General features: G+C 72.5%; 19 protein-coding genes. 5 read left to right on the top strand and 14 right to left on the bottom strand.

Annotated elements, in window-relative coordinates; translation table 11 throughout:
• Positions 1-20: 20 nt before the first annotated feature.
• From AERO9AM_RS13695 to AERO9AM_RS13665, 7 genes are all read right to left on the bottom strand, one after another.
• Complete coding sequence (locus AERO9AM_RS13695) at positions 21-449, bottom strand: VOC family protein (RefSeq protein ID WP_159576641.1); 429 nt, start codon at positions 447-449, stop codon at positions 21-23.
• Positions 450-620: 171 nt separating this feature from the next.
• A complete protein-coding gene (locus AERO9AM_RS13690; protein WP_159576640.1) occupies positions 621-1,313 on the bottom strand; it encodes an ABC transporter ATP-binding protein in 693 nt (230 codons plus the stop codon).
• On the bottom strand, positions 1,310-3,109 hold the full coding sequence (locus AERO9AM_RS13685; RefSeq protein WP_159576639.1) for a branched-chain amino acid ABC transporter ATP-binding protein/permease: 1,800 nt from the start codon (positions 3,107-3,109) through the stop codon (positions 1,310-1,312). The genes AERO9AM_RS13690 and AERO9AM_RS13685 overlap by 4 nt, the downstream gene beginning before the upstream one ends.
• Complete coding sequence (locus AERO9AM_RS13680; RefSeq protein WP_159576638.1) at positions 3,096-3,956, bottom strand: ABC transporter permease subunit; 861 nt, start codon at positions 3,954-3,956, stop codon at positions 3,096-3,098. The genes AERO9AM_RS13685 and AERO9AM_RS13680 overlap by 14 nt, the downstream gene beginning before the upstream one ends.
• A gap of 112 nt (positions 3,957-4,068) precedes the next feature.
• The gene (locus AERO9AM_RS13675; protein ID WP_159576637.1) at positions 4,069-5,232 is read right to left on the bottom strand and encodes an ABC transporter substrate-binding protein; all 1,164 of its coding nucleotides are present in this window, start codon (positions 5,230-5,232) and stop codon (positions 4,069-4,071) included.
• A gap of 69 nt (positions 5,233-5,301) precedes the next feature.
• Complete coding sequence (locus AERO9AM_RS13670; protein ID WP_159576636.1) at positions 5,302-5,691, bottom strand: nuclear transport factor 2 family protein; 390 nt, start codon at positions 5,689-5,691, stop codon at positions 5,302-5,304.
• A 70-nt stretch (positions 5,692-5,761) separates the two neighbouring features.
• Positions 5,762-6,592: a MoaF C-terminal domain-containing protein gene (locus AERO9AM_RS13665; protein WP_236602622.1), complete on the bottom strand. Its 831-nt coding sequence runs from the start codon at positions 6,590-6,592 to the stop codon at positions 5,762-5,764.
• 288 nt (positions 6,593-6,880) lie between these two features.
• Here AERO9AM_RS13665 and AERO9AM_RS13660 point away from each other — a divergent pair, with 288 nt between their 5' ends.
• The 3 genes from AERO9AM_RS13660 to AERO9AM_RS13650 are packed head-to-tail and all read left to right on the top strand — an operon-like array spanning position 6,881 to position 12,178.
• A complete protein-coding gene (locus AERO9AM_RS13660; RefSeq protein ID WP_159576635.1) occupies positions 6,881-8,302 on the top strand; it encodes an MFS transporter in 1,422 nt (473 codons plus the stop codon).
• A 10-nt stretch (positions 8,303-8,312) separates the two neighbouring features.
• Positions 8,313-10,619, top strand: coding sequence for a molybdopterin oxidoreductase family protein (locus AERO9AM_RS13655; protein ID WP_159576634.1), 2,307 nt, complete (start codon positions 8,313-8,315; stop codon positions 10,617-10,619).
• The gene (locus AERO9AM_RS13650) at positions 10,616-12,178 is read left to right on the top strand and encodes an FAD-dependent oxidoreductase (protein WP_159576633.1); all 1,563 of its coding nucleotides are present in this window, start codon (positions 10,616-10,618) and stop codon (positions 12,176-12,178) included. The genes AERO9AM_RS13655 and AERO9AM_RS13650 overlap by 4 nt, the downstream gene beginning before the upstream one ends.
• Positions 12,179-12,249: 71 nt before the next feature.
• On the opposite strand, the gene AERO9AM_RS13645 is transcribed toward AERO9AM_RS13650, so the two are convergent.
• From AERO9AM_RS13645 to nirB, 3 genes are read right to left on the bottom strand one after another with little or no spacing between them, the layout of a single operon-like run.
• On the bottom strand, positions 12,250-13,389 hold the full coding sequence (locus AERO9AM_RS13645; protein ID WP_159576632.1) for a uroporphyrinogen-III synthase: 1,140 nt from the start codon (positions 13,387-13,389) through the stop codon (positions 12,250-12,252).
• Entirely contained in the window at positions 13,389-14,171 is a 783-nt protein-coding gene (gene cobA / locus AERO9AM_RS13640) for a uroporphyrinogen-III C-methyltransferase (protein ID WP_159576631.1), read from the bottom strand. The genes AERO9AM_RS13645 and cobA overlap by 1 nt, the downstream gene beginning before the upstream one ends.
• Entirely contained in the window at positions 14,168-16,786 is a 2,619-nt protein-coding gene (gene nirB / locus AERO9AM_RS13635) for a nitrite reductase large subunit NirB (RefSeq protein ID WP_159576630.1), read from the bottom strand. Before nirB ends, cobA begins: the two co-directional genes overlap by 4 nt.
• Positions 16,787-16,969: 183 nt before the next feature.
• Here nirB and nirD point away from each other — a divergent pair, with 183 nt between their 5' ends.
• Positions 16,970-17,356 carry a nitrite reductase small subunit NirD gene (nirD, locus tag AERO9AM_RS13630; protein WP_159576629.1) on the top strand — a complete coding sequence of 129 codons (387 nt, stop codon included), beginning with the start codon at positions 16,970-16,972 and terminating at the stop codon, positions 17,354-17,356.
• 12 nt (positions 17,357-17,368) lie between these two features.
• Here the strand turns inward: nirD and AERO9AM_RS13625 are convergent, their stop codons facing one another.
• Positions 17,369-18,325: a helix-turn-helix domain-containing protein gene (locus AERO9AM_RS13625; RefSeq protein WP_159576628.1), complete on the bottom strand. Its 957-nt coding sequence runs from the start codon at positions 18,323-18,325 to the stop codon at positions 17,369-17,371.
• Between the two features lie 134 nt (positions 18,326-18,459).
• A complete protein-coding gene (locus AERO9AM_RS13620) occupies positions 18,460-20,226 on the bottom strand; it encodes an FAD-binding protein (RefSeq protein WP_159576627.1) in 1,767 nt (588 codons plus the stop codon).
• A gap of 77 nt (positions 20,227-20,303) precedes the next feature.
• Between AERO9AM_RS13620 and AERO9AM_RS13615 the strand changes: the two genes are divergently transcribed.
• Entirely contained in the window at positions 20,304-21,233 is a 930-nt protein-coding gene (locus AERO9AM_RS13615; RefSeq protein ID WP_159576626.1) for a LysR family transcriptional regulator, read from the top strand.
• A gap of 96 nt (positions 21,234-21,329) precedes the next feature.
• Here AERO9AM_RS13615 and AERO9AM_RS13610 read toward each other — a convergent pair whose 3' ends face one another.
• Both AERO9AM_RS13610 and AERO9AM_RS13605 read right to left on the bottom strand, forming a co-directional pair.
• Positions 21,330-23,333 (bottom strand): primary-amine oxidase, encoded by a 2,004-nt coding sequence (locus AERO9AM_RS13610; RefSeq protein ID WP_201298644.1) that lies wholly within the window; start codon positions 23,331-23,333, stop codon positions 21,330-21,332.
• 90 nt (positions 23,334-23,423) lie between these two features.
• Positions 23,424-24,008, bottom strand: coding sequence for a TetR family transcriptional regulator C-terminal domain-containing protein (locus AERO9AM_RS13605; protein ID WP_159576625.1), 585 nt, complete (start codon positions 24,006-24,008; stop codon positions 23,424-23,426).
• Between the last annotated feature and the right edge of the window lie 10 nt (positions 24,009-24,018).

Raw genomic sequence — 24,018 nt, 5'->3', positions numbered from 1 at the left:
CAGGGGCACGCGCCTCGGGATCAGCCCGCCGCGCCGGCCGCCGCCTTCTTCACCATCGCCATCATCTCGGGAGCAGGCTCGCCGATCGCGATGATGTTGCCCTCGGTGTCGCTGAACCATGCCCCGCGGAGGCCTCCGAGATCCGCGATCCCGTCGACGGTCTTCAGCCCGGGCAGGTCGTAGTCGTGGAACACGACTCCGTGCGTGCGCAGGGCTGTCACGTCGCGATCGAGGTCGTCGGTCACGAGGTTGAGCGCCGTGTTCTGGGCCGTGCCGGCGAAGTCGCTCCGGTACACCAGGACCGTGACTCCGCCCACGTCGTAGAACAGATTGCCCGACGCCGTGTCCGCGAAGACCGGGTCGCGCCCGAGCACGTCGTGCCACCAGCCTTTCGCGCGATCGAGGTCCGCTGCCGGGAGGACGGCCGTGGCCATGAGGTTCTCGAACATGATGAATCCCCAGTCCGGGGGCGCGGTCTTCCTCGCGCCGGCCCAGCGGCGCTGCGGCGATCAGGGCGCGCGAAAGCGGGCCCCGTGCGGATTGTACCTCCGCGTGCCGGGCGACGAAAGACGCGCGAGGACGTCCACCGGCACGCGTGGCAGCGGGCTCGCGTCGAGTCGTCAGCCGCCGAGATAGGCGCGGTGCAGCAGCTGCGGATCCGCCTGCAGCTCCTTCGCGGTGCCCTGGAACGAGACCCGGCCGCCCGCCACGACCACCGCCTCCCCGGCGATCCCGAGCGCGAGGTGCGTGAACTGCTCCACGAGCAGCACGCCCACGCCCGACTCGGCGATCGACTGCACGATGGGTACGAGGCGCATGAAGACGACGGGGGCGAGGCCCAGCGACATCTCGTCGATGAGCAGGATCTTCGGCTTCGCCGCGAACGCCCGCGCGAGCACCACCATCTGCTGCTCCCCGCCGCTCAGCAGCGCGGTGGGGGAGTCGATGCGCTTCTCGAGTTCCGGGAACGACGCCAGCGCCGCCTCGAGCGCCGCCGGGGTGCGCGCGGTGAGGGACAGGTTCTCGCGGACGGTCAACGACGGGAACACGGCGCGGCCCTGCTCGATGTGCACGATCCCGTTGCGCGCCCGTGCGACGCGGGACTGCTTGTCGATGCGCTCGCCGTCCAGCATCAGGGATCCCGACGAATGCCCGGTCACTCCCGAGATCGACTCGATGAGGCTCGTCTTGCCGGCTCCGTTCGGGCCCACGAGTGCGAGCACCTCGCCGCCGCGCACGGTCAGCGAGACGTCCGAGATCACCGGGCCTGCGCCGCGGCTGACGGTGACGCCGTCCAGGACCAGTTCGCTCATGACAGCAGCTCCGTCTCTCCCATGTAGGCCTTGACGACGTCGGGGTTGGCGAGCACCTCGTCCTGGGGCCCGGTGGCGAGCACCTTCCCGAAGTTCAGCACCGTGAGCATCGGGCACACCGAGCGGACCAGATCGAGGTCGTGCTCGATGATGATGAGCGCCGTGCCGTAGCGGTCCGGCAGCTCGCGCAGCCGGGCGGCGAGAGCCAGGTGCTCCTCGTGCGAGAGACCGGCGGCCGGCTCATCCAGGATCAGCAGCCGCGGCTGCGACAGCACGGCTGCGGCCACCTCGACCAGGCGGCGGGTGCCGACGTCGACGCTCGACAGCCGGGCCCGCGCGGGCGGGCACCCGAAGAACGCGAGCGTCTCGTCGATGTCCGCGGACGACAGGCGGCGGCGTGCCACGAAGCGCACGTACGCGCCGATCGTGAGCAGCGGCGGCACGCGGTCCTGCTGGAACGTGCGGCGCAGGCCCAGCCGCGCGCGCCGGGTGGGGGAGAGGCCCGCGAGGTCCCGGCCGCCCAGCAGCACCCGGCCGCCGTGCTTGGGCAGGAAGCCGCTGATCGCGTCGACGAATGTCGACTTGCCCGCGCCGTTCGGGCCGATGAGGCCCATGATCGACGCCGCCGGCACCTGGAACGACACGTCGTCCAGCGCCTTGAGTGCGCCGAACTGCACGGTCAGCCCCTCGACGGTGAGCACGGGCTCGCCGGTCACCGCGGCGGGGTCGAGCGCCGCGGTGGTCGTGGTGCGGACCTCCTCGACGTCGTCGCCGGCATCCGGCGGCAGCGCCGTGAGCTCCGCGTTCGAGGTCTTGCGGTCCTGCCGCTTCCAGATCGCCGAGCGGATGCTCTGGCCGAGGTTCGAGCCGCTCGTGAGCGCCTGCACTCCGAGCACGCCGAACACCACGAAGCCCCAGTCCTGCGGGATGCCCCAGCGCTTGAGCAACTCGGGCACGAGCACCCACAGGATGCCGCCGAGCACCGCCATGTCGATGAGGTGCGCGCCCGACATGATCGCCAGCACGTACAGCGCGAGCGACTGCAGCGGGGTGAAGCTCGATGCGAAGGGCAGCTGCACCTGGCCCGCGAGCAGGCCGCCCGAGATGCCGCCGAGGGCCGCGGAGACCGCGAACGCGGTGAGCTTGGCGCTCTGCACGCTCTGTCCGGCCGCGGCGGTGCCGCGCTCCGAGAAGGCGACCGCCTTCCAGCTCGCGCCCCAGCGGCCGCGCTGCAGGAAGAACACGGCGAGACCGCACACCACGAGCACGATGATCGACAGGAAGAAGAACTGCTTGTCACTCGTGAAGCCCGCGGGCCGGTCGATCGAGATGCTGTCGGCGGATCCGGGGAACTGGATCTGCACGAGCGTGACGTCCGCCGCGGCGGCGAAGCCCAGGGTGACGACGGCGAGGTTCACTCCCCGCAGGCGCAGCGCCGGCAGACCCACGAGCACGCCGACGAGGCCCGCGGCGATGCCGCCGGCGATGAGCCAGACGATGAAGCCGCCCGGCACATGGCGGAGGTTGCACAGCGCCACGATCCAGGCGCCCACGGCGGCGAAGGTGAGCTGGCAGAGCGCGATCATGCCGGCGGATCCGGTCACGATCCCGAGGCCGAGGATCGCGATCGCGGCCGTCACGGCGCTGATCGCGAGGAACACGAAGTAGCCCGAGAGCACGTTCGACAGCACGAGGCCGACGAGCACGCAGACCGCGGCGACCGCGAACGGCCAGGTGTTGCGGAACAGCGGATTCCGGGCGAGGCCCGAGACGAGCGGGCGGTCAGCGCGCGGCATCCCACACCTCCTTGCGCTGCGACCAGAGCAGCAGGATCACGATGAACAGGAACGGCAGGAAGTTGCGCACGAGCGCGACCTGATTGATCTGCGCGACCAGCCCGCCGAGAACGCCGAGGACGAGCCCGCCGACGACGGTGAGATCGAGACGCTTGAAGCCGCCGAGCAGCGCGGCGGCGGCGGCCGGGATGATGAGCATCGCGAGGCCCGTGGCGTCGTTGGACTGCGAGGGGGCGACGATGATGATCGCGATCGCGCCGATCACGCCGGTCACGAACCACACCGCGATCGACAGCGGGCGCGAGCGGATCCCGAGGAGCTCCGCCGTGGTGGGCCGCTCCGACAGAGCGCGCAGCTGCACGCCGACCCGGGTGCGGCTGAGCACGAGCTTGACCAGCAGCGCGGTCACGATCGCCATCAGCACGGTGGCGACGGTGACCTGGCTGACGACGACGCCGCCGACCGAGAACGCGGGGCCCGCGATGATCGGGTCGAACGGCTGCGGCTTGTTCCCGAACAGGATGAACGACAGTGAGATCAGCAGCAGCAGCGGCCCGACCGTCATCGCCGAGCGCGTCGTGGTGGAGGCTTCGGACAGCCACGTCGCCGCGATCCAGCCGATCGCGACCGAGAGGATCCCGGCGACGAGGACGCCGAGGAGGGAGCCGAGCCAGACCGGCAGCCCCGCCTGGCGCACGAGCCAGACGGCGGTGAACGCGCCGAACATGCCGGTGGCGGCCTGCGCGAAGTTCACCACCCGCACCAGCCGCGACATCAGGGTGAGGCACACGCCCAGCACCGCGTAGAGGCCGCCGGCGGCGAGACCGGCGATGGCGCCCTGCAACATGGCGTCGTCCTTTCTGTGTTCCGGTCGCTGAGCCTGTCGAAGCGTCCGGGAGGGAGGCGGATCCGGTCTGTTCCGGCCCTTCGGCGGGTTTCGAACAGACCGGATCCTCAGATCACTGGGTGAGGCGCAGCCAGTCGTCCGCGACCTTCTCCCACTTGTGGGTGCCGCTCTTGAGGACGATCGGCCAGCCGGCCGTGTTGTCGACGCCGAAGGTGTACGGAGTGCCGATCATCTTGTCGTCGATCGGCTTCATGCTCTTCAGCGCCGCGGTCACGCTCTCGCGGGTGACGTCGCCCTTGATGCCCTTCAGCACCTGGATGAAGTGCGTCGCGGCGAGGTAGCCCCCCTGGCTGAACGAGGTCAGCGGGATCTTGTTCTTCGTCATCAGGTCGCGCCAGCCCTTGTTGATGTCGTTCTCCTCCGTGAACGGGTAGAACTCGGCGGGGACGTAGACGCCGGCTCCGGCGTTGTCGACGGCCTGGGCGAAGTTGTCGCTGTAGACGCTGGTCAGGTACAGGAAGGTGACGTCGTTCCAGCCCTGCGCGTTGGCGGCCTTGATCTGGCCGATCGCGTCGGGCTCGATCGGGTTCACCGCGAGGGCCTTGCAGCCGGCCTGGCGCGCCTTCACGATGTACGGCGTGTAGTCGCTCGCACCGTACGGCAGGGTGTCGTCGACGTACGACGGCTTCTTGCCGGTCGCCTTGGTCCACTTGTCGATCGCGGCCTGGTAGGTCGGGCGGGTGGAGCCGGCGATCTCCAGCAGCACGCAGATGTTGTCGAGCTTCAGCACCTCGGAGCCGTACGTGAGCGTGAGGGTGAGGTCGTTGTATGGGCCGACGTTGGCGGGCGAGATGCTCTTGCTGTCGAAGCAGCCGGTGTCCACGCCGATGCCGGGGATCGAGAGGATGCCCTCCTGCTCGTAGTATTTCTTGTTCAGGTCGCACTCGATCAGGCTCGCCGAGCCGACCATCGCCACGGCGTTGTTGCTGCCGACGATCTCGCGGGCGTTCGCGGTCGCGGTGGCGGGGTCGCCCTTGTCGTCGAGGGCCTTGTAGTCGATCTTCCGGCCGTTGAGACCGCCGTCGGCGTTGAACTGGTCGAACACGGCCTTCGCGGCCTGCGAGGCTTCGGGGAAGGTCGCAGGTCCCGAGATGGTGTTCACGGATCCGACGACGATCGGATCCGAGGATCCGCCTCCGCCCGATCCGGAGCAGCCGGCCAGGGCCAGCATGCCCGCGGCGAGCAGCGCTGCCGCGGCGGTGATGCGCTTGTTCATGTGATTCCTGTCTCTCTCGGGTGCGGGTGGACCCCGCGGTGTGGTGCAGGCCGGTGCGACCCGGCGCGTTCAGTCGTGCAGGGCGCGGGAGATCATCTCGGTGTCGGTGAACTGCTCGAAGGCGACGACCTCGCCGCCGGAGAGCCGCCACACGTGCGCCACGCGGGCAGCGAAGAACCGTCCGGTGCGCTTGTAGGTGCCGGAGTAGGTGCCGATGCCGATCACGGTGTCGCCGCCGTCCACGACCTCGTCCACGGCCAGCGTGTAGTCGTCCCAGTCCTCCTGGAGCCGCTCGAACACGTTCTTCGCGACCTCATCAGGGCCGACGTAGGTGCCCGCGTACGGGAAGCCCGCGGCCTCCGTCCAGCGGACGTCCGCCGCGAGCGGGGCGAGCATGCCGTCAAGGTCGCCGCGATCGCTGGCGTCGTAGTGCGCGCGGATGATGTCGGCGTTGGTCATGCATGGCTCCTGGGTTGGCGGGTTCCGACCGGGCGGCGGTGCGGTGGACGTGACATGCGGCGGTCCTCGCTCAGACCGGCTGGGCGTCGGGATACGAGACCGTGCCGAGCGGGTAGATGTGGCCGCCGGCGCGGGAGTGCTCGGAGGCGCCCTCGCCGTTGAGTCCGAGGAAGATGCCGGTCGTGCGCAGCTGGTAGCCGAGGTCGTGCAGCCACACGCTGGCGACCGCGATGCGGAACTCCCGGAAGCAGAACAGGTACAGGCCGTCCGCGAACTTCCACACCGTGGAGAGATCCATGTCGCCGTGGCCGCGCTGCACGCCCTCGAGGCACTGCCAGGCGTACCGCTGGCTGGAGACGTAGACGTGCTCGTACAGGTGATGCGGGCTGTAGCGGTAGACGTTGCGCTTGCCGATGAGGTCACGGCTCGGGCCGGGCACCTCGCCTGTGGCAGGGCCTGCGTCGGTCGTCGCCGCCCAGAACTCCTGGCCCACCTGAGGGGTGCCCTCGACGGCCTCGGGCGCGATCCGGGAGCGCACCACCACGGCGCGGTGCGTGGCGGTGGAGAACACGACGGTCAGTGCTTCGCGCTCGCGGGACGTCAGCGGCAGGTTCAGGAACACGACGTCGTCGCGCACGGCCACCGCGTCGTACGGATCCGTGCCCGCAGCTCCGAGACCCGACCATTCGACCCTCCCGGTCCCGGAGTCCGTCGACGGGCCGAAGCGGAGCGACAGCGTCTGGCCGTCATCGAGAGCGAGCACAAGACTCGTGCCTCCGAGATCGGTGCTCGGCAGACGATACGTGTCGATCCCCGCGGCGAACTCGTCGTACGTGCGCCACTCGTCGAGCCCGTCGACAGGCTCAGGGGTCGTGTCGATCGCGGTCACGTCTTCGGTCACAGTGGGACTCCTTCGACCCTGGTCCCCGCCGGGCTGCGGGGATAGCCCATGCTCTGCCGCCGCCGATCCGGCGCTCAACAGCCCGGCCCGGATCGCGCGCCGAGAGTCAACCGGCGTTCCCCCAGGAGCAAGGCAGCCGCCGCGCAGCCCCGCCGCGTGCGTCACGGAACGCCTCACACGGCGTGCCGGCCCCCGAGAGGACTTCGACACACAGGTGTCACCGGGTGCGCGAGAGCCGGAAACACAGGCTCCCTAGCGTGATGCGCACACACCGACAGGAGGTTCGCCATGACCAGCACCGCGACGATCCGCACCGCTCCGATCGACGATCGCACGGAATCCGGGACGCCCGCCGCCACCGGCGGCCTCGTCTTCCACCCGGGGCGATGGATCTCGGGATGGGACGCCGAGGATCGGCAGCAGTGGCACGTCGCAGGCGCGGCCATCGCGCGGCGCAATCTGCGCTGGTCGATCTTCGCCGAGTTCCTCGGCTTCGTGGTCTGGCAGCTCTGGTCCATCGTCGTGGTCGCGCTGCCCGCCGCCGGATTCCACTTCACCGTGACGCAGACGTTCTGGCTGATCTCGATCCCCAGCCTCGTCGGCGCGACGCTGCGGTTCCCGTACACGTTCATGGTGCCGCGGTTCGGCGGCCGGAACTGGACGATCGTGTCGGCCGCGCTGCTGCTGATCCCTGCGATCGGCCTGGCGATCTGCGTGGCGGATCCGCGCACGCCGTTCCCGGTGATGCTGATCATGGCGGCACTGGCCGGCCTCGGCGGCGGCAACTTCGCGAGCTCGATGGCGAACATCACGAGCTTCTATCCGCAGCGTCAGAAGGGCTGGGCGCTCGGCCTGAACGCGGCGGGCGGGAACCTGGGCGCCGCCATCGCGCAGTTCGTCGTGCCGATCGTGATCACGCTCGGGGCGGGCGCGACGCTGCAGCTGCCCCTGGCCGGGCTGATCTGGGTGCCGTTCATCCTGGTCGCGGCCGTCGGTGCCTGGTTCCGGATGGACAACCTCACCAGCGCCCGCGCCGACGTGAAGGCCTCGCTCGCGGCCCTGCGCGCCCCCGCGCTGTGGCTGATGGCGCTGCTGTACATCGGGACGTTCGGATCCTTCATCGGCTTCTCGGCCGTGTTCCCCAAGCTCATCGCCGATCAGTTCCCGGCGTACAGCGCCTTCCCGCTGGGCGGCGCGACCCTCTCGCTCGCATTCGTCGGCGCGCTGGTCGGATCCCTGGCGCGTCCGTTCGGCGGGCGTCTGGCCGACCGCTTCGGCGGCAGCACCATCACGATCGCCGCGTTCGCGGTCATGGCGATCGGCGCCCTCGCCGTGGTGCTCACGCTGTCGCTGCACTCGTTCTGGCTGTTCCTCGGGTTCTTCCTGCTGCTGTTCGTCGCGAGCGGCGCGGGCAACGGCGCCACCTACCGGATGATCCCCACCCTGTTCGCCCTGCGTGCCGGCGCCGCCGATGCGCACGCGAGCTCCGGGGACGCCGGTGCGCAGCGAGCCGCGGCGGCCGCCCTGGGCATCGTGTCGGCGCTCGGGGCCTACGGCGGGTTCGTCGTGCCGCAGGCGCTCGGCCTGTCCAAGGCCGCGACGGGCGGGTACGCGACGGGGCTCGGCTGGTTCGTGGCCGCCTACGTGGTGCTGCTCGGGGTGACCGTCGCGGTGCTGATCCGCGGGCGCCGCCGCGGGGTCCGGATCTGAGGCGGCGGGCATGACGGCCGCGAGCACCGACCGGGCGACGGCCCCCCAGGGCAGCGTCGGCACGCACTGCCCGTACTGCGCCCTGCAGTGCGCGATGACGCTCACGCCCGAGCCCGGCGGTCCCGTTCCGGTGCGGATCGCGCCGCGGATGTTCCCCACGAACCGCGGCGGGCTGTGCAAGAAGGGCTGGACCTCGGCAGAGCTCCTGGCCGCACCGGACCGGCTGACCACGCCCCTGATCCGCCGGGACGGCGTCCTGCAGCCGGCCACCTGGGACGAGGCTCTCGACCGGATCGCCGCGGAGCTGAGCGGGATCCGCCGCGAGCACGGCGCCGACGCCGTCGCCGTGTTCGGCGGGGGCGGTCTCACGAACGAGAAGGCGTACCTGCTCGGCAAGTTCGCGCGGCTGGCGCTGGGCACCTCCCGGATCGACTACAACGGCCGGTTCTGCATGTCCTCGGCGGCCGCAGCGGGAAACCGCGCCTTCGGGGTCGACCGGGGCCTGCCGTTCCCCGTCACCGACCTCGACGACGCCGACACCATCCTGCTGCTCGGCTCGAACGTCGCCGCGACCATGCCCCCGCTGCTCTCGCACCTCGCAGGTGCCCGCGCCGCGGGCGGCCTGATCGTGGTGGATCCGCGCCGCTCGCAGACCGCCGAGCTCACGGCCGACGGCGCCGGCACGCACCTGCAGCCGGCGCCCGGCACCGATCTCGTGCTGCTGCTCGGGCTCGCCCACATCGTGCTCGCGGACGGGCTCGCCGACCTCGACGGCCTCGCCGCCCGCACGGTCGGCCTCGACGAGGTGCGGCGCAGCGTCGCCGCCTGGTGGCCGGAGCGGGTGCAGCAGATCACCGGCATCCCCGTGGCGCAGTTGCGCGACGTCGCGCACCGCCTGGCGCGCGGACGCGGCACCTACATCCTCACCGGGCGCGGCGTGGAGCAGCACGCCGACGGCACCGACACGGCCACGGCGGCGATCAACCTCGCCCTGCTGCTGGGCCTGCCCGGCCGTGCGGGCTCCGGCTACGGCACGCTCACCGGACAGGGGAACGGCCAGGGCGGCCGCGAGCACGGGCAGAAGAGCGACCAGCTGCCCGGGTACCGGAAGATCGCCGACCCGGCCGACCGCGCCGCGGTCGCCGCGGTGTGGGGCGTCGACCCCGACGTCCTCCCCGGCCCCGGTGTCCCGGCCGTGGAGCTGCTGGGCATGCTCGGCCGCCCGGACGGCGTGCGGGCGCTGCTCGTGCACGGCGCCAACGTCGTGGTCTCCGCCCCCGACGCGTCCGCGGTGCGCGCGGGGCTGGAGCGCCTCGACCTGTTGGTGGTGTGCGACTTCGTGCTCTCCGAGACCGCGGCCCTGGCCGACGTCGTGCTGCCGGTGACGCAGTGGGCCGAGGAGGAGGGCACGATGACGAATCTGGAGGGCCGGATCATCCGGCGCCGCCGCGCACTGCCCGCCCCCGACGGCGTGCGCAGCGAGCTCGACATCCTCGCCGACCTCGCCGCGCGGCTGGGCGCTCCGTCGGAGTGGCCCACGGATCCTGCGGTCGTGTTCGACGAGCTCGCCCGCGCCTCGGCGGGCGGCATCGCGGACTACTCCGGACTCAGTCACGCGACGCTGGATGCGCAGCTCGCAGACGGCGCATCCGCGCATTGGCCGTACCCGCCCGGAACCGACGGCACGCCGCGGCTGTTCGCGGAGCGCTTCGGTCACGCCGACGGCCGGGCGCGGCTCGTGCCGGTGCGTCCCCGTGACCTCGCCGTCGCCGACCGCGACGCCGACGACCTCGGTGTCGCCGCACCCGACCGCGACGCCGACGACCTCGGTGTCGCCGCAGCCGACCGCGACGCCGACGACGCGCGCCTCGCCGCCGCGGAGGCGCCGCAACGGAGCGCCGTGCTCACGCTCGTCACGGGCCGCCTGCTGGAGCACTACCAGTCGGGCGCGCAGACGCGGCGGGTTCCCGAGCTCCTGGACGCGCAGCCGCATGCGCACGCCGAGCTGCACCCCGCGACGGCGGCGCGCCTGGGCATCGCGGACGGCGACCGCGTGCGGGTCGCCAACCGCCGGGGCACGGTCGAGGCCGTCGCGCGACTGGTGAGCCGGATCCGGATGGACACCGTGTTCCTGCCGTTCCATTTCGCCGGGTCCGAGTGCGCGAACCTGCTCACCGCAGCGACGACGGATCCGGTGTCCGGGATGCCGGAGTTCAAGCGCACGACGGTCGTCGTCAGCGCCGCATCTGCGGGGTCGGCGGAGGGTCCGCGCGAGGGCGACCCGGACGCCGAGACGTACGAGGAGGAGGCGGCATGACGCACGCGATGCGAGTGGTCCTGGTCGGCTACGGTCCTGTGGGAGCCCGGTTCGTCGAGGAGATGCTGCCCGCCGTCGCGGCCGGGCGGATCTCGCTCGTCGTGCTCGGCGCCGAAGCGGAGGACGCGTACAACCGGGTGCTCCTGGCCGAGTACGCCGTCGGGGCCACCGATCGCGCGCGCCTCGAGATCGCCGACACCGCGGCGGCGCGCGCGGCCGGGGTGCGGATCCGGCTCGCCGAGACCGCGGTCGCGATCGACCGCGAGCGTCGCCTGGTCCGCACCGCGGCCGGCGAGGAGGTCGCCTACGACCGGCTCGTGCTGGCCACGGGCGCCCGGGCGAACGTGCCGACGCTCGCCGGGCTCGAGGGGAGCCGGCCCGTGCGCGGAGCCGCGCCCGGTCACGACGGGCACGGCGCTCCGCTGCCGGCCGGCGTGCTCGCGCTGCGGGACCTCGCCGACGCCGAGGCGGTCGCCCCGGTCGTCGCCGGGGGAGGGTCGATCGTCGTGCTCGGCGCCGGGGTGCTCGGTATGGAGTTCGCGCTGCTCGCGGCCGAGCACGGAGCACGCGTGACCGTCGTGCACCACGGACCCGCGCCGATGGCGCGCAACCTCGACGAGGGCGGCGGGCGCATGCTCGGCCGCGCGGCGCAGCGCGCCGGGCTGCGCATGGCCGCGCACTCCCGCGCCGAGGCGGTGGAGTTCCGGGAGACCCCGGCTGGGCCGGTCTTCGGCGGGATCCTGTGCGCCGACGGCACCTACACGCGCGGCGATCTGCTCGTGCTCTCCTGCGGGGTCGCCCCGCGAGTGGAGCTCGCCCGCGGCGCCGGCCTGGCCTGCGCGACCGGCGTGCTCGTGGACGCCGCGCTGCGCACGTGGACGGATCCCGACGTGTTCGCGATCGGCGACTGCGCGCAGATCGCCGACCCGGGCTCGGCCGACGCCACAGGGCGCGTCGCCGGCGCGCCGAGCGGGCTGATCGGGCCCGGCTGGCGACAGGCCGCTGCGGTCGCCGCCGGCCTGCACGCCGAGGCGGAAGGAGCTGCGGCCGGGCCCGACGCCTCCGTCGCGCTGCACGAGCGGCCCACCGCGGTCATGCTCAAGGCCAAGGGGATCGACGTCGTCTCGGGCGGGGACTATGCGGCGGAGCCGTGGTCTGCCGACGCCGAGGTGAGCGTCTGGGTGGATCCGGCGCGCGGCTCCTACCTGAAGACCGTGGTCCGCGACGGCGCGCTCGCGGGCTTCGTGTCGGTCGGCCTGCCGCAGGCGGGCGCCGAGCTGACGCTGCGGTACGAGCGGGGCGGAGCGCTGCTGACCGATCCCGCCGCGCTGCTGCGCCTGGACGCCCCTGACGCCGCCGCGGCGCCCGCCGAGGATCCGCTCGGACCGGACGCGACGGTGTGCTGGTGCAACGGCGTGACGGCCGGGCGCATCGCCGAGGCCGTCCACGACGGGTGCGGCACCGTGGAGGAGGTCGGCCGGTGCACGAGGGCCGGCACCGGCTGCGGCGGATGCCGGGGCCGCATCGCCGCCCTGCTCGCCGCCGCCCCCGTGGCCTGACGGCCTGCTCGCCGCCGCCCCCGTGGCCTGACGGCCGGCTCGACGCCGCGGGGAAGGGCGCCCCCGCGTTCTCAGACGTCGAGCCGGTACCCGCGCTTGACCACGGTCGCCACGAGGCCGGGCGCGGCGAGGCTCTGCCGCAGCCGGCTGAGCGAGACCTCCATGGTGTGCTCGTCGCCGTCCAGCGCGCTCGCCAGGGCGCGCCGAGACACGACCGCCCCGTTCGCGGTCACGAGGGCGCGGAACAGCGTCAGCGAGTTCGGCGTCAACCGCACCGGCGCGCCGTCGACCACCGCGACACTGCCGCGCAGCTGCACCTCGCCGTGCCGCGTGCGCACGCGCAGGGTCGCGCGCTCCTCCAGATGCTCGCACACGAGTCGGATGAGCGCGCCCATGCGGAACCGGTCCGGCTGCAGCGCCGGGATCCCCGCCCGCTGCAGCGGTGCCGACGTCACCGGGCCCACGCTGGCCGCGACCACGCCCTGGCGCAGCGCCTCGACGACCTGGTCGTGGCGGCCGCGGGCGAGCGCCGCGAGGAACAGGCCCTCCACCGCGGGGGCGCTGGTGAACGTCACGCAGTCCAGCTGGCGTGCGGCGATCGCGTCGACCAGCCGGGTGACGCGATCGTCGTCGTCCCCCGCGGTCGACCAGGCGTAGGGCGCCACGGTGACCACGCGCATGCCGGCGTCGCGCAGCCGGCGCAGCTGCACCTCGTCGCGCTGGCCGTGCAGCTGCACCGCGACGGTCGCGCCCGCGGCGAACTCGGCGATGGTCAGGCTCACGAGCGATGCCGTGGTCTCCTCGTCGCTCATGCCGCGGTCGTCGAGTCCGGCGGCGCGGACGGCGCCGCGCGCCTTCGGCCCGCGCACGAGGATCGCCGAGGCGGCGAGCGTGCGCTGCAGCGACTCACCGAGCCCCGCGGCATCCGCCACCTCGAACCAGCGCCGCATGCCGTAGCTGGTCGTGGCCAGCAGCACGTCCGGCTGCTCCGCGATGACGCGCTGCGTGTCCGCGATGACCGGCGCGTCGTCCTCCGCGTGCCGCATGTGCACGGTCGGCGCGTGCAGCACCGTCGCGCCGCGCCGTTCGAACGCGTCGATGAGGTCGGCCGAGCGACGGTCGCTCGTGACGCCGATCCGGAAGCCGGCCAGCTGGTCCGGGCCGAAGCCGGTCACGAGCGCCGGCGGGCAGGGGTCGACGGATTCGTGCATCAGGGCGCTCCGCCGGTCGAGCCGACATCGGCGAGCATGGCGGCCGCGGCGGCGTCGCCCTGCTGCGCGAGCCGCACGACCTCGCCGATCACGATCACGGCGGGCGAGGCGACGCCGGCGCGCTCGGCGACGGCGCGGATGTCGGCGAGGTCCGCGATGGTGGTCCGCTGCGCAGCCGAGCAGCCGCGTTCGATGATGGCGACGCCGGTGCGTGCGTTCATCCCGCTGCGCAGCAGTCCTGCGGCGATCGACGGCAGGTTCGTCACGCCCATGAGCACCACGATGGTGCCGCCGAGCTGCGCGAGGTGCTCGAGCTCCGCCGCCGAGAGCGGCGCGTGCCCCGACACCACGGTGAACATCCGGGAGATGCCGCGGTGCGTGACGGGGACGCCCGACGCGGCGGGAACCGCGACGGCGCTCGTCACGCCCGGGATCACCCGCACGGGAACCCCGGCGCGCCGGCACGCCTCGACCTCCTCGCCGCCCCGGCCGAACACGAACGGGTCGCCGCCCTTGAAGCGCACCACGCGGGCGCCGCCCAGCGCGCGCTCCACGAGGATCCGCTCGATCTCCTCCTGCGCGATCGGGTGGTGCCCGGGGCGCTTGCCCACGTCGATGAGCTCGGCGCCGGGCGCGAGCTCATCGAGCAGGTCGTAGGGCGCGAGCCGGTCGTAGAGCACGACGTCCGCCGCCGCCAGCGCGCGCACGGCGCCCACGGTCAGCAGCTCGGGATCCCCGGGGCCGCCGCCGACGAGCACGACGCTGCCGCGCCGCGCGGTCATGACCGCTCCTCCGCGGTGAGCGCCGGCACGCGCTGCTCCGACGGGTCCGGCGTCCGCACCGGGATGCGCGTGCCCGCGATCGGCACCACGCCGGATGCCCGCTCCTCGGGCGTCGCAGGCCGCAGCTGGCCGCGCTCCTCGACCCGCGCGATCGACGGATCCGCTTCGCCGGGAGCATTCACGAACGAGCGGAACCGGCGCAGTCGCTCGGGGTCGCGCAGTGTCGCGGCCCACTCGTCCTCGTAGGTGTCGACGTGCTTGGCCATCGCCGCCTCGAGCTCCTCGGCGAGGCCGAGCGAGTCGTGCACGACGACGTCGCGGACATGGTCGAGCCCGTCCTCGAGCTCCTCGATCCAGCGAGCCGTGCGCTGCAGGCGGTCCGCGGTGCGGATGTAGTACATCAGGTAGCGGTCGATGTAGCGCACCAGGGTCTCGTCGTCGAGGTCGGACGCCAGCAGCTGGGCGTGCGCGGGCTGGAAGCCGCCGTTGCCGCCGATGTACAGGTTCCACCCCTTGTCGGTCGCGATCACGCCCACGTCCTTGCCGCGCGCCTCCGCGCACTCGCGGGCGCAGCCCGAGACGCCGAACTTCAGCTTGTGCGGGCTGCGCAGGCCGCGGTACCGCAGCTCCAGCGCCACCGCCATGCCGACCGAGTCCTGCACGCCGTAGCGGCACCACGTCGATCCCACGCAGCTCTTCACGTTCCGCAGCGACTTGCCGTAGGCCTGGCCCGACTCGAAACCCGCGTCCACGAGCTCGCGCCAGATCTCCGGCAGCTGCTCCAGGCGGGCGCCGAACATGTCGATGCGCTGCCCGCCGGTGATCTTCGTGTACAGCCCGAAGTCCTGCGCGACCCGAGCGATCACGGCGAGCCTGTCGGGCGTGATCTCGCCACCGGGGATCCGCGGGACCACCGAGTACGTGCCGTCCTTCTGCATGTTCGCGAGTGCGCGGTCGTTCGTGTCCTGCAGCGGGCCGCGGCCGTCGTCGAGCAGATACTGCCCATGCTGGCTCGCCAGGATCGAGGCGACCACCGGCTTGCAGATGTCGCAGCCGAGCCCGCGGCCGAGGCGGGTGACGGTGCCGTCCCAGCTGGTCAGGCCGAGCACCCGGATCGATTCGAAGAGCTCCTGCCGGGACAGGTCGAAGTGCTCGCAGAGCGCGCGCGACACCGTCGCACCGGCGGCGGTCAGCTCCGCCTCGAGCAGCTTCTTCACGAGCGGCACGCAGGATCCGCACTGCGTGCCCGCGCGGGTGCACGCCTTCAGCTCGCCGAGGTCGTGGCAGCCGCCGCCCACGGCCTCGCGCACGGCGCCCGCGGTCACGTTGTTGCAGGAGCACACGAACGCGTCGTCGGGCAGGGCGCCTCCCGCCGGCGGCTCGGCGCCGGCGGCGGAGAGGTAGGCCGCGGGTTCCGCGTCCAGCGCACGGCCGAGCAGCGGACGCAGTCCGGCGTACGGCGCGGCATCCCCGACGAACACGCCGCCGAGCAGGGTCTTCGCGTCATCGCTCACGACGAGCTTCTGGTACAGCCCGCGGGCCGGATCCGCGTACACGATCTCCAGCGCTCCGGGCTCCTTGGCCAGGGCGTCGCCGAAGCTCGCCACGTCGACGCCGGACAGCTTGAGCTTGGTCGCATCGTCGATCGTGGTGAAGGTCGCGTCGCCGCCGAGCAGGCGGTCGGCCACGGTCTCGGCCATCGCGTTCGCGGGCGCCACCAGGCCGACCGTGCGGCCGTCGATCGCGGCGACCTCGCCGATCGCCCACACCGAGGGGTCCGAGCTGCGGCACGCCTCGTCCACGACCACCCCGCCGCGCTCGGCGGTGTCGATCCCGGCCTCGCGCGCCAGCTCGTCGCGGGCCCGGATGCCGATCGCGAACACGACGATGTCTGCCGGGACCGTGCGCCCATCGGTGCAGCGCACCGCGGTCGGCCGGCCGTCCTCGTCGAGGAGGATCCGCTGCGGGCGGGTGCCGAGATGCAGGTCGATCCCGCGCGCCGCGATGAGACGGCTGAGCGCCTGCCCTCCGCCCTCGTCCAGCTGGGCGGACATCAGCCATCCGCCGGAGTGGATGATGACCGCGTCCGCCCCGAGCGCGGCGACGCCGCCGGCGGCCTCCAGCCCGAGCAGGCCGCCGCCGGCCACGGCGACGCGCGGGGCGCGTCCGAGCGTCGCGCGCAGGGCGGCGATCTCCGCGACGAGGGCGTCGACGTCGGCGATCGTGCGGTACACGCGGGCGGCGGGTGCGCCGGGGATGTCCGGCACGGGTGCGGAGGAGCCGGTGGCGAGCACGAGGTCGTCGTAGCCGATGACGTCGCCGCCCGAGGTGGTGACGGTCTTCGCGGCGCGATCGATCGCGACCGCCGCCTCACCGACGCGCAGCGCGACGGCGGGCTCCTCCCAGCACGAGGCGGGCTCGAGCGTGAGATCCACCGCGCCGTCCGCGAGGCGCTTGCTCAGCTGCACGCGGTCGTACGGCAGGTGGGGCTCCTCGGTGAGGACGGTGATGCGGTGCGCGACGCTCGGCTCATCGGCGAAGCGGGAGAGCAGCGCCTCGACGAGACGGTGCGCCGCGGGACCGCCTCCGGCGATCAGCGTGTGTCGGGTCGTCATGCCTGCCCTCCTCCGTGTCGATGGATCCCGAGCGTATGAGCGGGCCGTTTCCCTCCCGTTTCGCTCGTGTAACCGGGGGATGACACCGTTCGCACAGCGGTGGCGCGATCGTGTGAGACGGCTTTCACACGGCCGTCATGTGCGGCGACGGTTCCCGAAACATCCCGCGCCTACTGTCGCGGCATGACGATCACGCAGACTCTTCCTCGCCCCGCCGCTCCGCGCACCGTGTGGGAGCGCGCCTGCCGCGTCGACGACCTCGAGCCCACCTGGGGCGAGGCCGTGCTGATCCGCATGCGGCAGATCGCGCTGTTCCTGATCTCGCCGAGAGAGGTGTACGCGGTCGAGCACACCGATCCCGCCGCGGACGGCGCACCCGTCATGGCGCGCGGCATCGTCGGCTCCCGTGGCGACCGGCCGACCGTCGCCTCCCCGCTGCACAAGGAGGTCTACGACCTCGGCACCGGCGAGTGCCTCACGGATCCGGCTCTCATGCTGCGCACGTTCCGCACGCGCGTCGTCGGCGGGTTCATCGAGATCGAGGTCGTCGACATCGAGCTCGACGACTGAGGCGTCCGCTGCTCAGTGCGTCGCCCGGTACTCGCTGGGGGAGACGCCGTAGGCGGTCTTGAACGCGCGGCTGAAGTGCGCGGCATCGACGAACCCCCAGCGGGCGGCGATCGCGGCGACCGGACGGTCGGCGAGCACCGGATCGAGCAGATCGCGCCGGCACTGCTCCAGGCGGCGGGTGCGGATCCAGGTCGACACCGTCGTGCCCTGCTCCTGGAACAGGCCGTGCAGGTGCCGCACCGAGATGAAGTGCGCCGCCGCGATCGATGCCGGGCCGAGGTCCGTCGACGCGAGGTTGCGGTCGATGTGACCGCGGATGCGCTGCACGAGCGCGCGGTGCGGATCGGCGGCGGCCTCGTCGAGTCCGAGTTCGCGCGTGAACACGGTGGAGACCAGGTCGAGCGCGCTGTGCGCCAGGCGCGCCCCGGTGGCGCCGGCGAGCTGATCGAGGTTCGTGGCCAGCTGGCGCAGATAGGGCACGACCATGCCGCCCAGGCCTTCCTGGCCGGAGATCCGCACAGCGGTGAGCTGCCCGACCATCTCCGGCGGCAGGCTCAGCAGGTGCTTCGGGAACATCACGACCATGGTGCGGAAGTCCTCGTCGAACACCAGCGAGTAGGGGCGGTCCGTGTCGTACACGGCGAGGTCTCCGGGGCTGAGCACGGCCTCACGCTCGTCCTGGATCAGCAGACCGGTGCCGGCGAGCATCAGGCTCACCTTGAAGTACGAGCGGTCGCCGCGTGCGATGAGCTCGGGCGTGCGCTCCACCACGTGCCGTGACGCGCGCAGGTCGGTGACATGGACCTCGTCGACGGCGGCGCCTCGGATCATGCCGCGGAACGGATCGGATCCGTCGCGGCTCACCTGCAGCGGCACGAACGAATCGGAGACGGCTGCACGGAACTCGCTGATGCTGCGCGCGACGAGCGTGGAGACGGAGTCTGCGGGAGCGACGGGAACTGCTGCCACGGCTGATCACCTCGGGAGGATGAAGGGGTGGATCGACGACTTTGTATACGATCCGTTGCCGCACTCTACCACTGCGGGCCCGGCGGCGGGTGAGCAGTCCGCCGCCGGGCCCGCGGTCACACCCGCGGGCGCTCCTATTCGACGAGCTTGCCGGCCGTGTCGACATCGCGGATGAGCGCGGCGATCTCGGCGGGGACCGGCGGGATCTCCTCGCGCACCACCCCGGTCGACGGCGACCAGACCAGGTTCACCTGCAGCGCCGGATCGAGGTCGGGGAAGTCGCTGCGGTTGTGGCAGCCGCGCGTCTCCCGCCGCTCCAGGGCGGCCTCGAGGGTCGCCCTTGCGGCCAGCGCCGAGGAGCGCAGGTCGAAGGCGTGCGCGAGGTCCTGGAATCCGGCGATGTCGGGATGGATCCCGATCCGCGTCATGCGCTCCTCGATCGCGTCGAGCTCGCGCAGCCCGGCGAGCAGGCCCTCATCGTCCCGAACGACGCCGGCGTGCGCGGTCATCGTGTCGCGGATCGCACGCTGCAGGGCGCGCACGTTCTCCGGCCCGTCGGCCGCGAGGAGGTCGTCGACCTCGGCCCGCGCCCGCCGCACGGCCTCTGCAGAACGGCGCTGCGCGTCGAGGCCCTGGGCGTGCGCGACGGCCGCGCGTCCGGTGATCCGGCCGAACACGAGCAGTTCGATGAGCGAGTTGCCGCCGAGCCGGTTCGCGCCGTGCAGGCCCGATGAGGCCTCGCCGATCGCGTACAGCCCGTCCACGTCGGTGCGGTGGTCCTCGGGGCGCACCCACACGCCGCCCATCGAGTAGTGCGCGGTCGGGGCGATCTCGATCGGATCCTTCGTGATGTCGAGCATCTGCAGCTCGAGCATCGCCTGGTAGACGCGCGGCAGCCGGGTCATGATCGTCTCCCGGGGCAGGTGCGAGACGTCGAGCCACACGCCGCCGTTCGGCGTGCCGCGCCCCTCGGCGATCTCGGTGTACGCGGCCAGCGCGACGCGGTCGCGGGTGGACAGCTCCATCCGCTCGGGGTCGTAGCGCTGCATGAAGCGCTCGCCGAGCGCGTTGCGCAGGATGCCGCCCTCGCCGCGCGCCGCCTCGGAGACCAGCGTGCCCGCCTCGCTCTCCGGCTGGAGGATGCCCGAGGGGTGGAACTGCACGAGCTCGGGGTCGCGGATGCGGCCGCCCGCCTCGACCGCGAGCCGGAACGAGTCGCCGGTGTTCTCGTCGCGCCGCGACGAGGTGCGCCGCCAGATCCGGTTGTGTCCGCCGGCGGCGAGGATCACGGCGTCGGCGTGGATGAGGTAGCGGGTGCCGTCGAGCAGGTCGAAGCCGTAGGCGCCGAAGACCCTGGGCGCAACGGTGCCGTCCGCGTCGGCCACCTCGTCCACGAGCAGGCGCGTGATGTAGACGGTGTCGAGGATCGGGATGTCCAGGCGCTCCGCCCGGTCCACGAGCGCGCGCTGGATCTCCAGCCCGGTGTAGTCGCCCGCGAACGCGGTGCGGCGGAACGTGTGCGCGCCGAAGAAGCGCTGCGAGATGCGGCCGTCGTCCTCGCGGGCGAAGCCCATGCCGTAGCGCTCGAGGTCGCGGATCCCCTCCTCGGCGCCGCGCGTCACGATCTCCACCGTGCGCGGGTCGGCGAGGAAGTAGCTCTCCTTGATGGTGTCGGCCGCATGCTGCTGCCAGGAGTCCTCGGGATCCATCGTGCCGAGCGCGGCGTTGATGCCGCCCGCGGCGAGGGAGGTGTGCGCGTCGTGGCGAGGCCGCTTGCCGACGGCCAGCACGTCGACGCCCTGCTCGGCGACCTCGATGGCCGCGCGCAGGCCGGATCCGCCGGTGCCGATCACGAGCACCGACGTGGCGACGAGGCGTTCGGGGGAGAGGTTCTGTGTCATGCCCTCCACGCTAGGAATCCGCGCATGATTCCTCCAATGCATAATACAGCTGGACAGAATGCGTCTAGGCTATGGCCATGAACCTCGAGCAGCTCCGCGGTTTCGTCGAGATCGCCCGCCTCGGCAACTTCACGCGCGCCGCGGAGGAGCTGCATCTCGCGCAGCCCTCGCTGAGCCGGCAGATCTCGACGCTGGAGCGCGAGTTCGGATCGGAGCTCTTCCATCGCGCTCGCGGGCACATCTCGCTGACGGCGGCGGGGGAGGTGCTGCTGCCCTACGCGCGCCGGATGCTCGCCGACGCCGCCTCCGTGCGCCGGGAGATGGCTGAGATCGCCGGGCTGCGCCGCGGCAGAGTGCGCCTGGGGGCGCCGCCGTCGCTGTGCGCCAGCATCGTGCCGGAGGTCGTCGGCGCCTTCCGCCAGGCGCATCCCGGCATCGAGCTGGAGCTGACCGAGCGGGGCTCGCGCGGACTCGTCGCCGCGCTCGCCGAGGGTGTGCTGGATCTCGCGCTGCTGGCGTCGTCGGATGCCGCCGCAGGCTCTCCGGTGAGCCTCAGCCGCATCCCGCTGCTGGAGGAGGATCTCGTCGTGATCTCGTCGGCGGAGCAGTCGCCGGTGAGTCACGGGCACGAGATCGCGCTCGCGGCTGTGGCGGACCTGCCACTGATCGCGTTTCCGCGCAGCTACGAGCTGCGCGCCGCGACGGACGCCGCCTTCGTCGCCGCGGGACTGGTACCGGAGGTCGTCGTGGAGGGCCCCGAGATGGACACGGTGCTGCGGTTCGTGGAGCGCGGTGTCGGCGTCGCCGTCGTCCCGGCGATGGTCGCGCTCGAGCGGCCCAGCCTGCGCGCGGTGCCCCTGGCCGCGCCGAGGCTCACGCGCACCGTCAGCCTCGCGCACCGCGCCGACATGGCACCGACGCGCGCCGCCGCGGCTCTGCGGGACACCATCGTCACGACCGCCGACGCGCTCGCCGGATCCGGAGGATTCGTCGCCAGGGCGGTCTGACCTCCTTCGTCTCGCTGCGCTCGCTCAAGAACCGGGGACCGGTCCCTGAGCGAGCAGCGCAGCGACGAGACGAAGGGCGCGGGCTTACGGCGCGGCTCAGTGCCCGCAGGTGCAGGCGTCTCCGCCGCCGCAGCAGGATCCCGTCGAGGTGCCGGACACGGCGTGCGCCTGCGACGACTCGGGGACGTCCATGCCGGGGTTCTGGTCGAGGAAGCCGTAGGGGCGGAACGCGAAGCCCGCGGTGTCTACGGGCATGATCGGCCAGTCCTCGGGGCGCGGGAAGTGCGTGAGTCCGAACGTGTGCCAGAGCACGAGGTCGGCGCCGTCGGGGCCGTCCAGCGGGGCGTCACCCGCGGTGTACGCGGGCAGTCCGGCGCCGCCCTGGTGCGCGTTCGGGTAGCGCCCCGCGGGCCAGTACTCGCCCTCACGGTGCGCGGTCGCCCAGAGGTGCTTCGTGGCGAAGGCGGCGCGGGCGGCGACCGAGGAGGCGGGGTCGGCCATGAGCAGCGCGGTCGGCTGCGGCACGAGCTGGTAGGCCGTCGGCCGCCCCACCGCGTTCGTGCGCGAGGCGCTCTGCACCTCCCACACGCGGGCGACCGAGGTGTCGGCCTCGCGCTGTGCGGCGGACTCGGAGGCGAGCGGGGTCTCCGTCCAGCTGAACGCGTTTCCGAACGGGTTCTCCGGACCCATCGGCACGCGCTGCGCGTCGACCTCGACCAGGCGGTTGTCGGCCCCGTCGACGGCGACGTCGAGCCGCGCGCAGAAGAGGTGCTGGTGCACCGGTGCGAAGACGCCCGGAGCGAGCTCCGTGGCGTGCCGCTGCGGCACGCCCGGTTCCCCGGCGCCGACGAACACGATGCCTGTGGCCTTCGCGATCACCTCGATGGTGCCGTCGAGGCCGAAGTTCCAGTAGAAGCCGTAGTCGTAGTTGCCGATCGTGGAGAAGTACGACACGACGAAGCGGCGGGCGCGGCGCACGTCGTTGCGGCCCTCGAGGTTCGTGTGCTTCCAGAGGATCCCGGTGTCCTCCTCGTGCATGCAGATGACGTTGGGGATCCGCACCGGATGGCCCCGGTCGTCGGCGACGTATCCGTCGAGGTAGCGGATCACGCCGAGGCAGTCGCAGCCGAGCGCCAGGTGGTTGGCGTTCTTGCCGAGCAGGTACTCGCCGGCGTCGAAGTAGCTGATCCAGAAGCGTCCCGGCGCGGTGTCGCCGTACGGCACGACCATCTCGGGCACGCTCGCGCGGTTCAGGACGGGACGCCCGTCGAAGCGCACCTCGTGCAGCACGAGGCCCTCGCGGGCGTTGAAGCTCACCCGCATCGACCAGTTCTCCCACTCGACGAGGGATCCGGAGACCGTGAAGCTGGGGCCCTCGGGCTGGACGATCTCGATCGGCTTGAGGCTCGTGCGGGCCTCGCCCTGCACCTCGGGGTAGTAGTTGCCGTGCCCCGCCGGCACCGGCACGTCGCCGATGTCCTCGACCCGGATCACGCTGTCCGCGGTGAGGTCGATGTGCACGATGAGACCCTCGACCGGGTGCGCCCACGGCGAGTCGAGCTCGTCGTAGCGCAGGAACGTGAGCGAGCGGATGACCCGGCGACCGACCTCGTCGGCGCGGCCGGTGAAGCCCGGGGCGAGCGGCGAGCAGAACGCGAGGTCGATGTGCTCGGCGAGCCCGCGGCGCTCCATCGCGGCGCGCCACTCGGGGGAGGCCTTCGCGATCGCCTCGGCCCGCTCGTACTCCTCGAACAGGTACTGCGGCTGGCCGTAGGGCGGTGCGTCGTTCGGCACCCGCTCGGCGCGCAGCACCTCCCCGCGCGTGATCGACACCACGACCTCGGTGGCGACGCCGGTCGCGGTGTCGAGCAGGGTGGCGTCGACGCGGCGGTCGATCGGCATGCCAGGAGCCCAGGCCGCCAGCTCTGCCCTGGTGGGCTCGTCGGGCAGCAGCATCGGCACGCGCACGGTCTCGCCGAGGAGACCCGCTGACTCGAGGATCGCGCGGGCGGCGGCGATCTCGGATCCGGTGAGCGGATCCAGCGGATGCGGCGTCGGGATCTTCTCGAGCGTGAGCGGCTGCGGAGCGGGGTGGGGCATCGTCGACCTCTGCGGTTTAGTTGAGCGAATGCTCAAGAAACGGGTTGCGACGATGGTACGCCCGGATGCGGGCGTGCGCAACGGGCCAGCTCAGGCGCGCCAGGGATCCAGGATCGCGGTCAGCACGCGCAGGTGCGCGGCGGCGTCGGCGGGTTCGGCGACCTCGACGATCTGCTGTCCGTAGGTGATCGCGCGCAGGAGCGCGAGCAGGTCGTCCAGCGGGGCGTCCGGGCGGAGTTCGCCGTCCTCGACGGCCTGGGCGAGCGCCTCCGCGGTCTCCGTGCGCCAGAGCGGCAGGGTCGCCGCCGAGGCGTCCTCGGCCGGGGCGAGTGAGGCGAGACGGCCCCAGAAGCCCACGACGATGTGCGCCTCCGTGCGCGTGGTCGCATCGACCGGGAGCACCTCGCGCATGATGGCGTCGAGGCGCGCGACCCCCCGCAATCCTTCGGTCGCGGCGCGGATGCGCTCCTCGGTGCGCCGCGTCACTTCGGCGGCGGCCGCGCGGATGACGTCGTCGAAACCGTCGAAGTAGTGCCACAGCGACCCCACGGCGACGCCGAGCTCTCGCGCGACGGCCCGCGAGTTCACGCCCTCGTGGCCGTCGCGCGCGGCCACGGCGAGGAGCGCTGCGGCGATGTCGCGCCGGCGCGCATCATGGTCGACGACTCGGGGCATGGGTCCATCC

This window comes from Microbacterium sp. 8M (assembly GCF_902506375.1).
Classification (GTDB): Bacteria; Actinomycetota; Actinomycetes; order Actinomycetales; family Microbacteriaceae; genus Microbacterium.
The sequence above is the reverse complement of the archived record's forward strand: the minus strand, read 5'-3'. Positions and strand labels throughout refer to the sequence as shown.

Excerpts from the sequence above, each read along its gene's own strand:
- AERO9AM_RS13695 (WP_159576641.1), bottom strand. The coding sequence starts at position 449 with ATGTTCGAGAACCTCATGGCCACGGCCGTCCTCCCGGCAGCGGACCTC.
- AERO9AM_RS13690 (WP_159576640.1), bottom strand. The coding sequence starts at position 1,313 with ATGAGCGAACTGGTCCTGGACGGCGTCACCGTCAGCCGCGGCGCAGGC.
- AERO9AM_RS13685 (WP_159576639.1), bottom strand. The coding sequence starts at position 3,109 with ATGCCGCGCGCTGACCGCCCGCTCGTCTCGGGCCTCGCCCGGAATCCG.
- AERO9AM_RS13680 (WP_159576638.1), bottom strand. The coding sequence starts at position 3,956 with ATGTTGCAGGGCGCCATCGCCGGTCTCGCCGCCGGCGGCCTCTACGCG.
- AERO9AM_RS13675 (WP_159576637.1), bottom strand. The coding sequence starts at position 5,232 with ATGAACAAGCGCATCACCGCCGCGGCAGCGCTGCTCGCCGCGGGCATG.
- AERO9AM_RS13670 (WP_159576636.1), bottom strand. The coding sequence starts at position 5,691 with ATGACCAACGCCGACATCATCCGCGCGCACTACGACGCCAGCGATCGC.
- AERO9AM_RS13660 (WP_159576635.1), top strand. The coding sequence starts at position 6,881 with ATGACCAGCACCGCGACGATCCGCACCGCTCCGATCGACGATCGCACG.
- AERO9AM_RS13655 (WP_159576634.1), top strand. The coding sequence starts at position 8,313 with ATGACGGCCGCGAGCACCGACCGGGCGACGGCCCCCCAGGGCAGCGTC.
- AERO9AM_RS13650 (WP_159576633.1), top strand. The coding sequence starts at position 10,616 with ATGACGCACGCGATGCGAGTGGTCCTGGTCGGCTACGGTCCTGTGGGA.
- AERO9AM_RS13645 (WP_159576632.1), bottom strand. The coding sequence starts at position 13,389 with ATGCACGAATCCGTCGACCCCTGCCCGCCGGCGCTCGTGACCGGCTTC.
- cobA (WP_159576631.1), bottom strand. The coding sequence starts at position 14,171 with ATGACCGCGCGGCGCGGCAGCGTCGTGCTCGTCGGCGGCGGCCCCGGG.
- nirB (WP_159576630.1), bottom strand. The coding sequence starts at position 16,786 with ATGACGACCCGACACACGCTGATCGCCGGAGGCGGTCCCGCGGCGCAC.
- nirD (WP_159576629.1), top strand. The coding sequence starts at position 16,970 with ATGACGATCACGCAGACTCTTCCTCGCCCCGCCGCTCCGCGCACCGTG.
- AERO9AM_RS13620 (WP_159576627.1), bottom strand. The coding sequence starts at position 20,226 with ATGACACAGAACCTCTCCCCCGAACGCCTCGTCGCCACGTCGGTGCTC.
- AERO9AM_RS13615 (WP_159576626.1), top strand. The coding sequence starts at position 20,304 with ATGAACCTCGAGCAGCTCCGCGGTTTCGTCGAGATCGCCCGCCTCGGC.
- AERO9AM_RS13610 (WP_201298644.1), bottom strand. The coding sequence starts at position 23,333 with ATGCCCCACCCCGCTCCGCAGCCGCTCACGCTCGAGAAGATCCCGACG.
- AERO9AM_RS13605 (WP_159576625.1), bottom strand. The coding sequence starts at position 24,008 with ATGCCCCGAGTCGTCGACCATGATGCGCGCCGGCGCGACATCGCCGCA.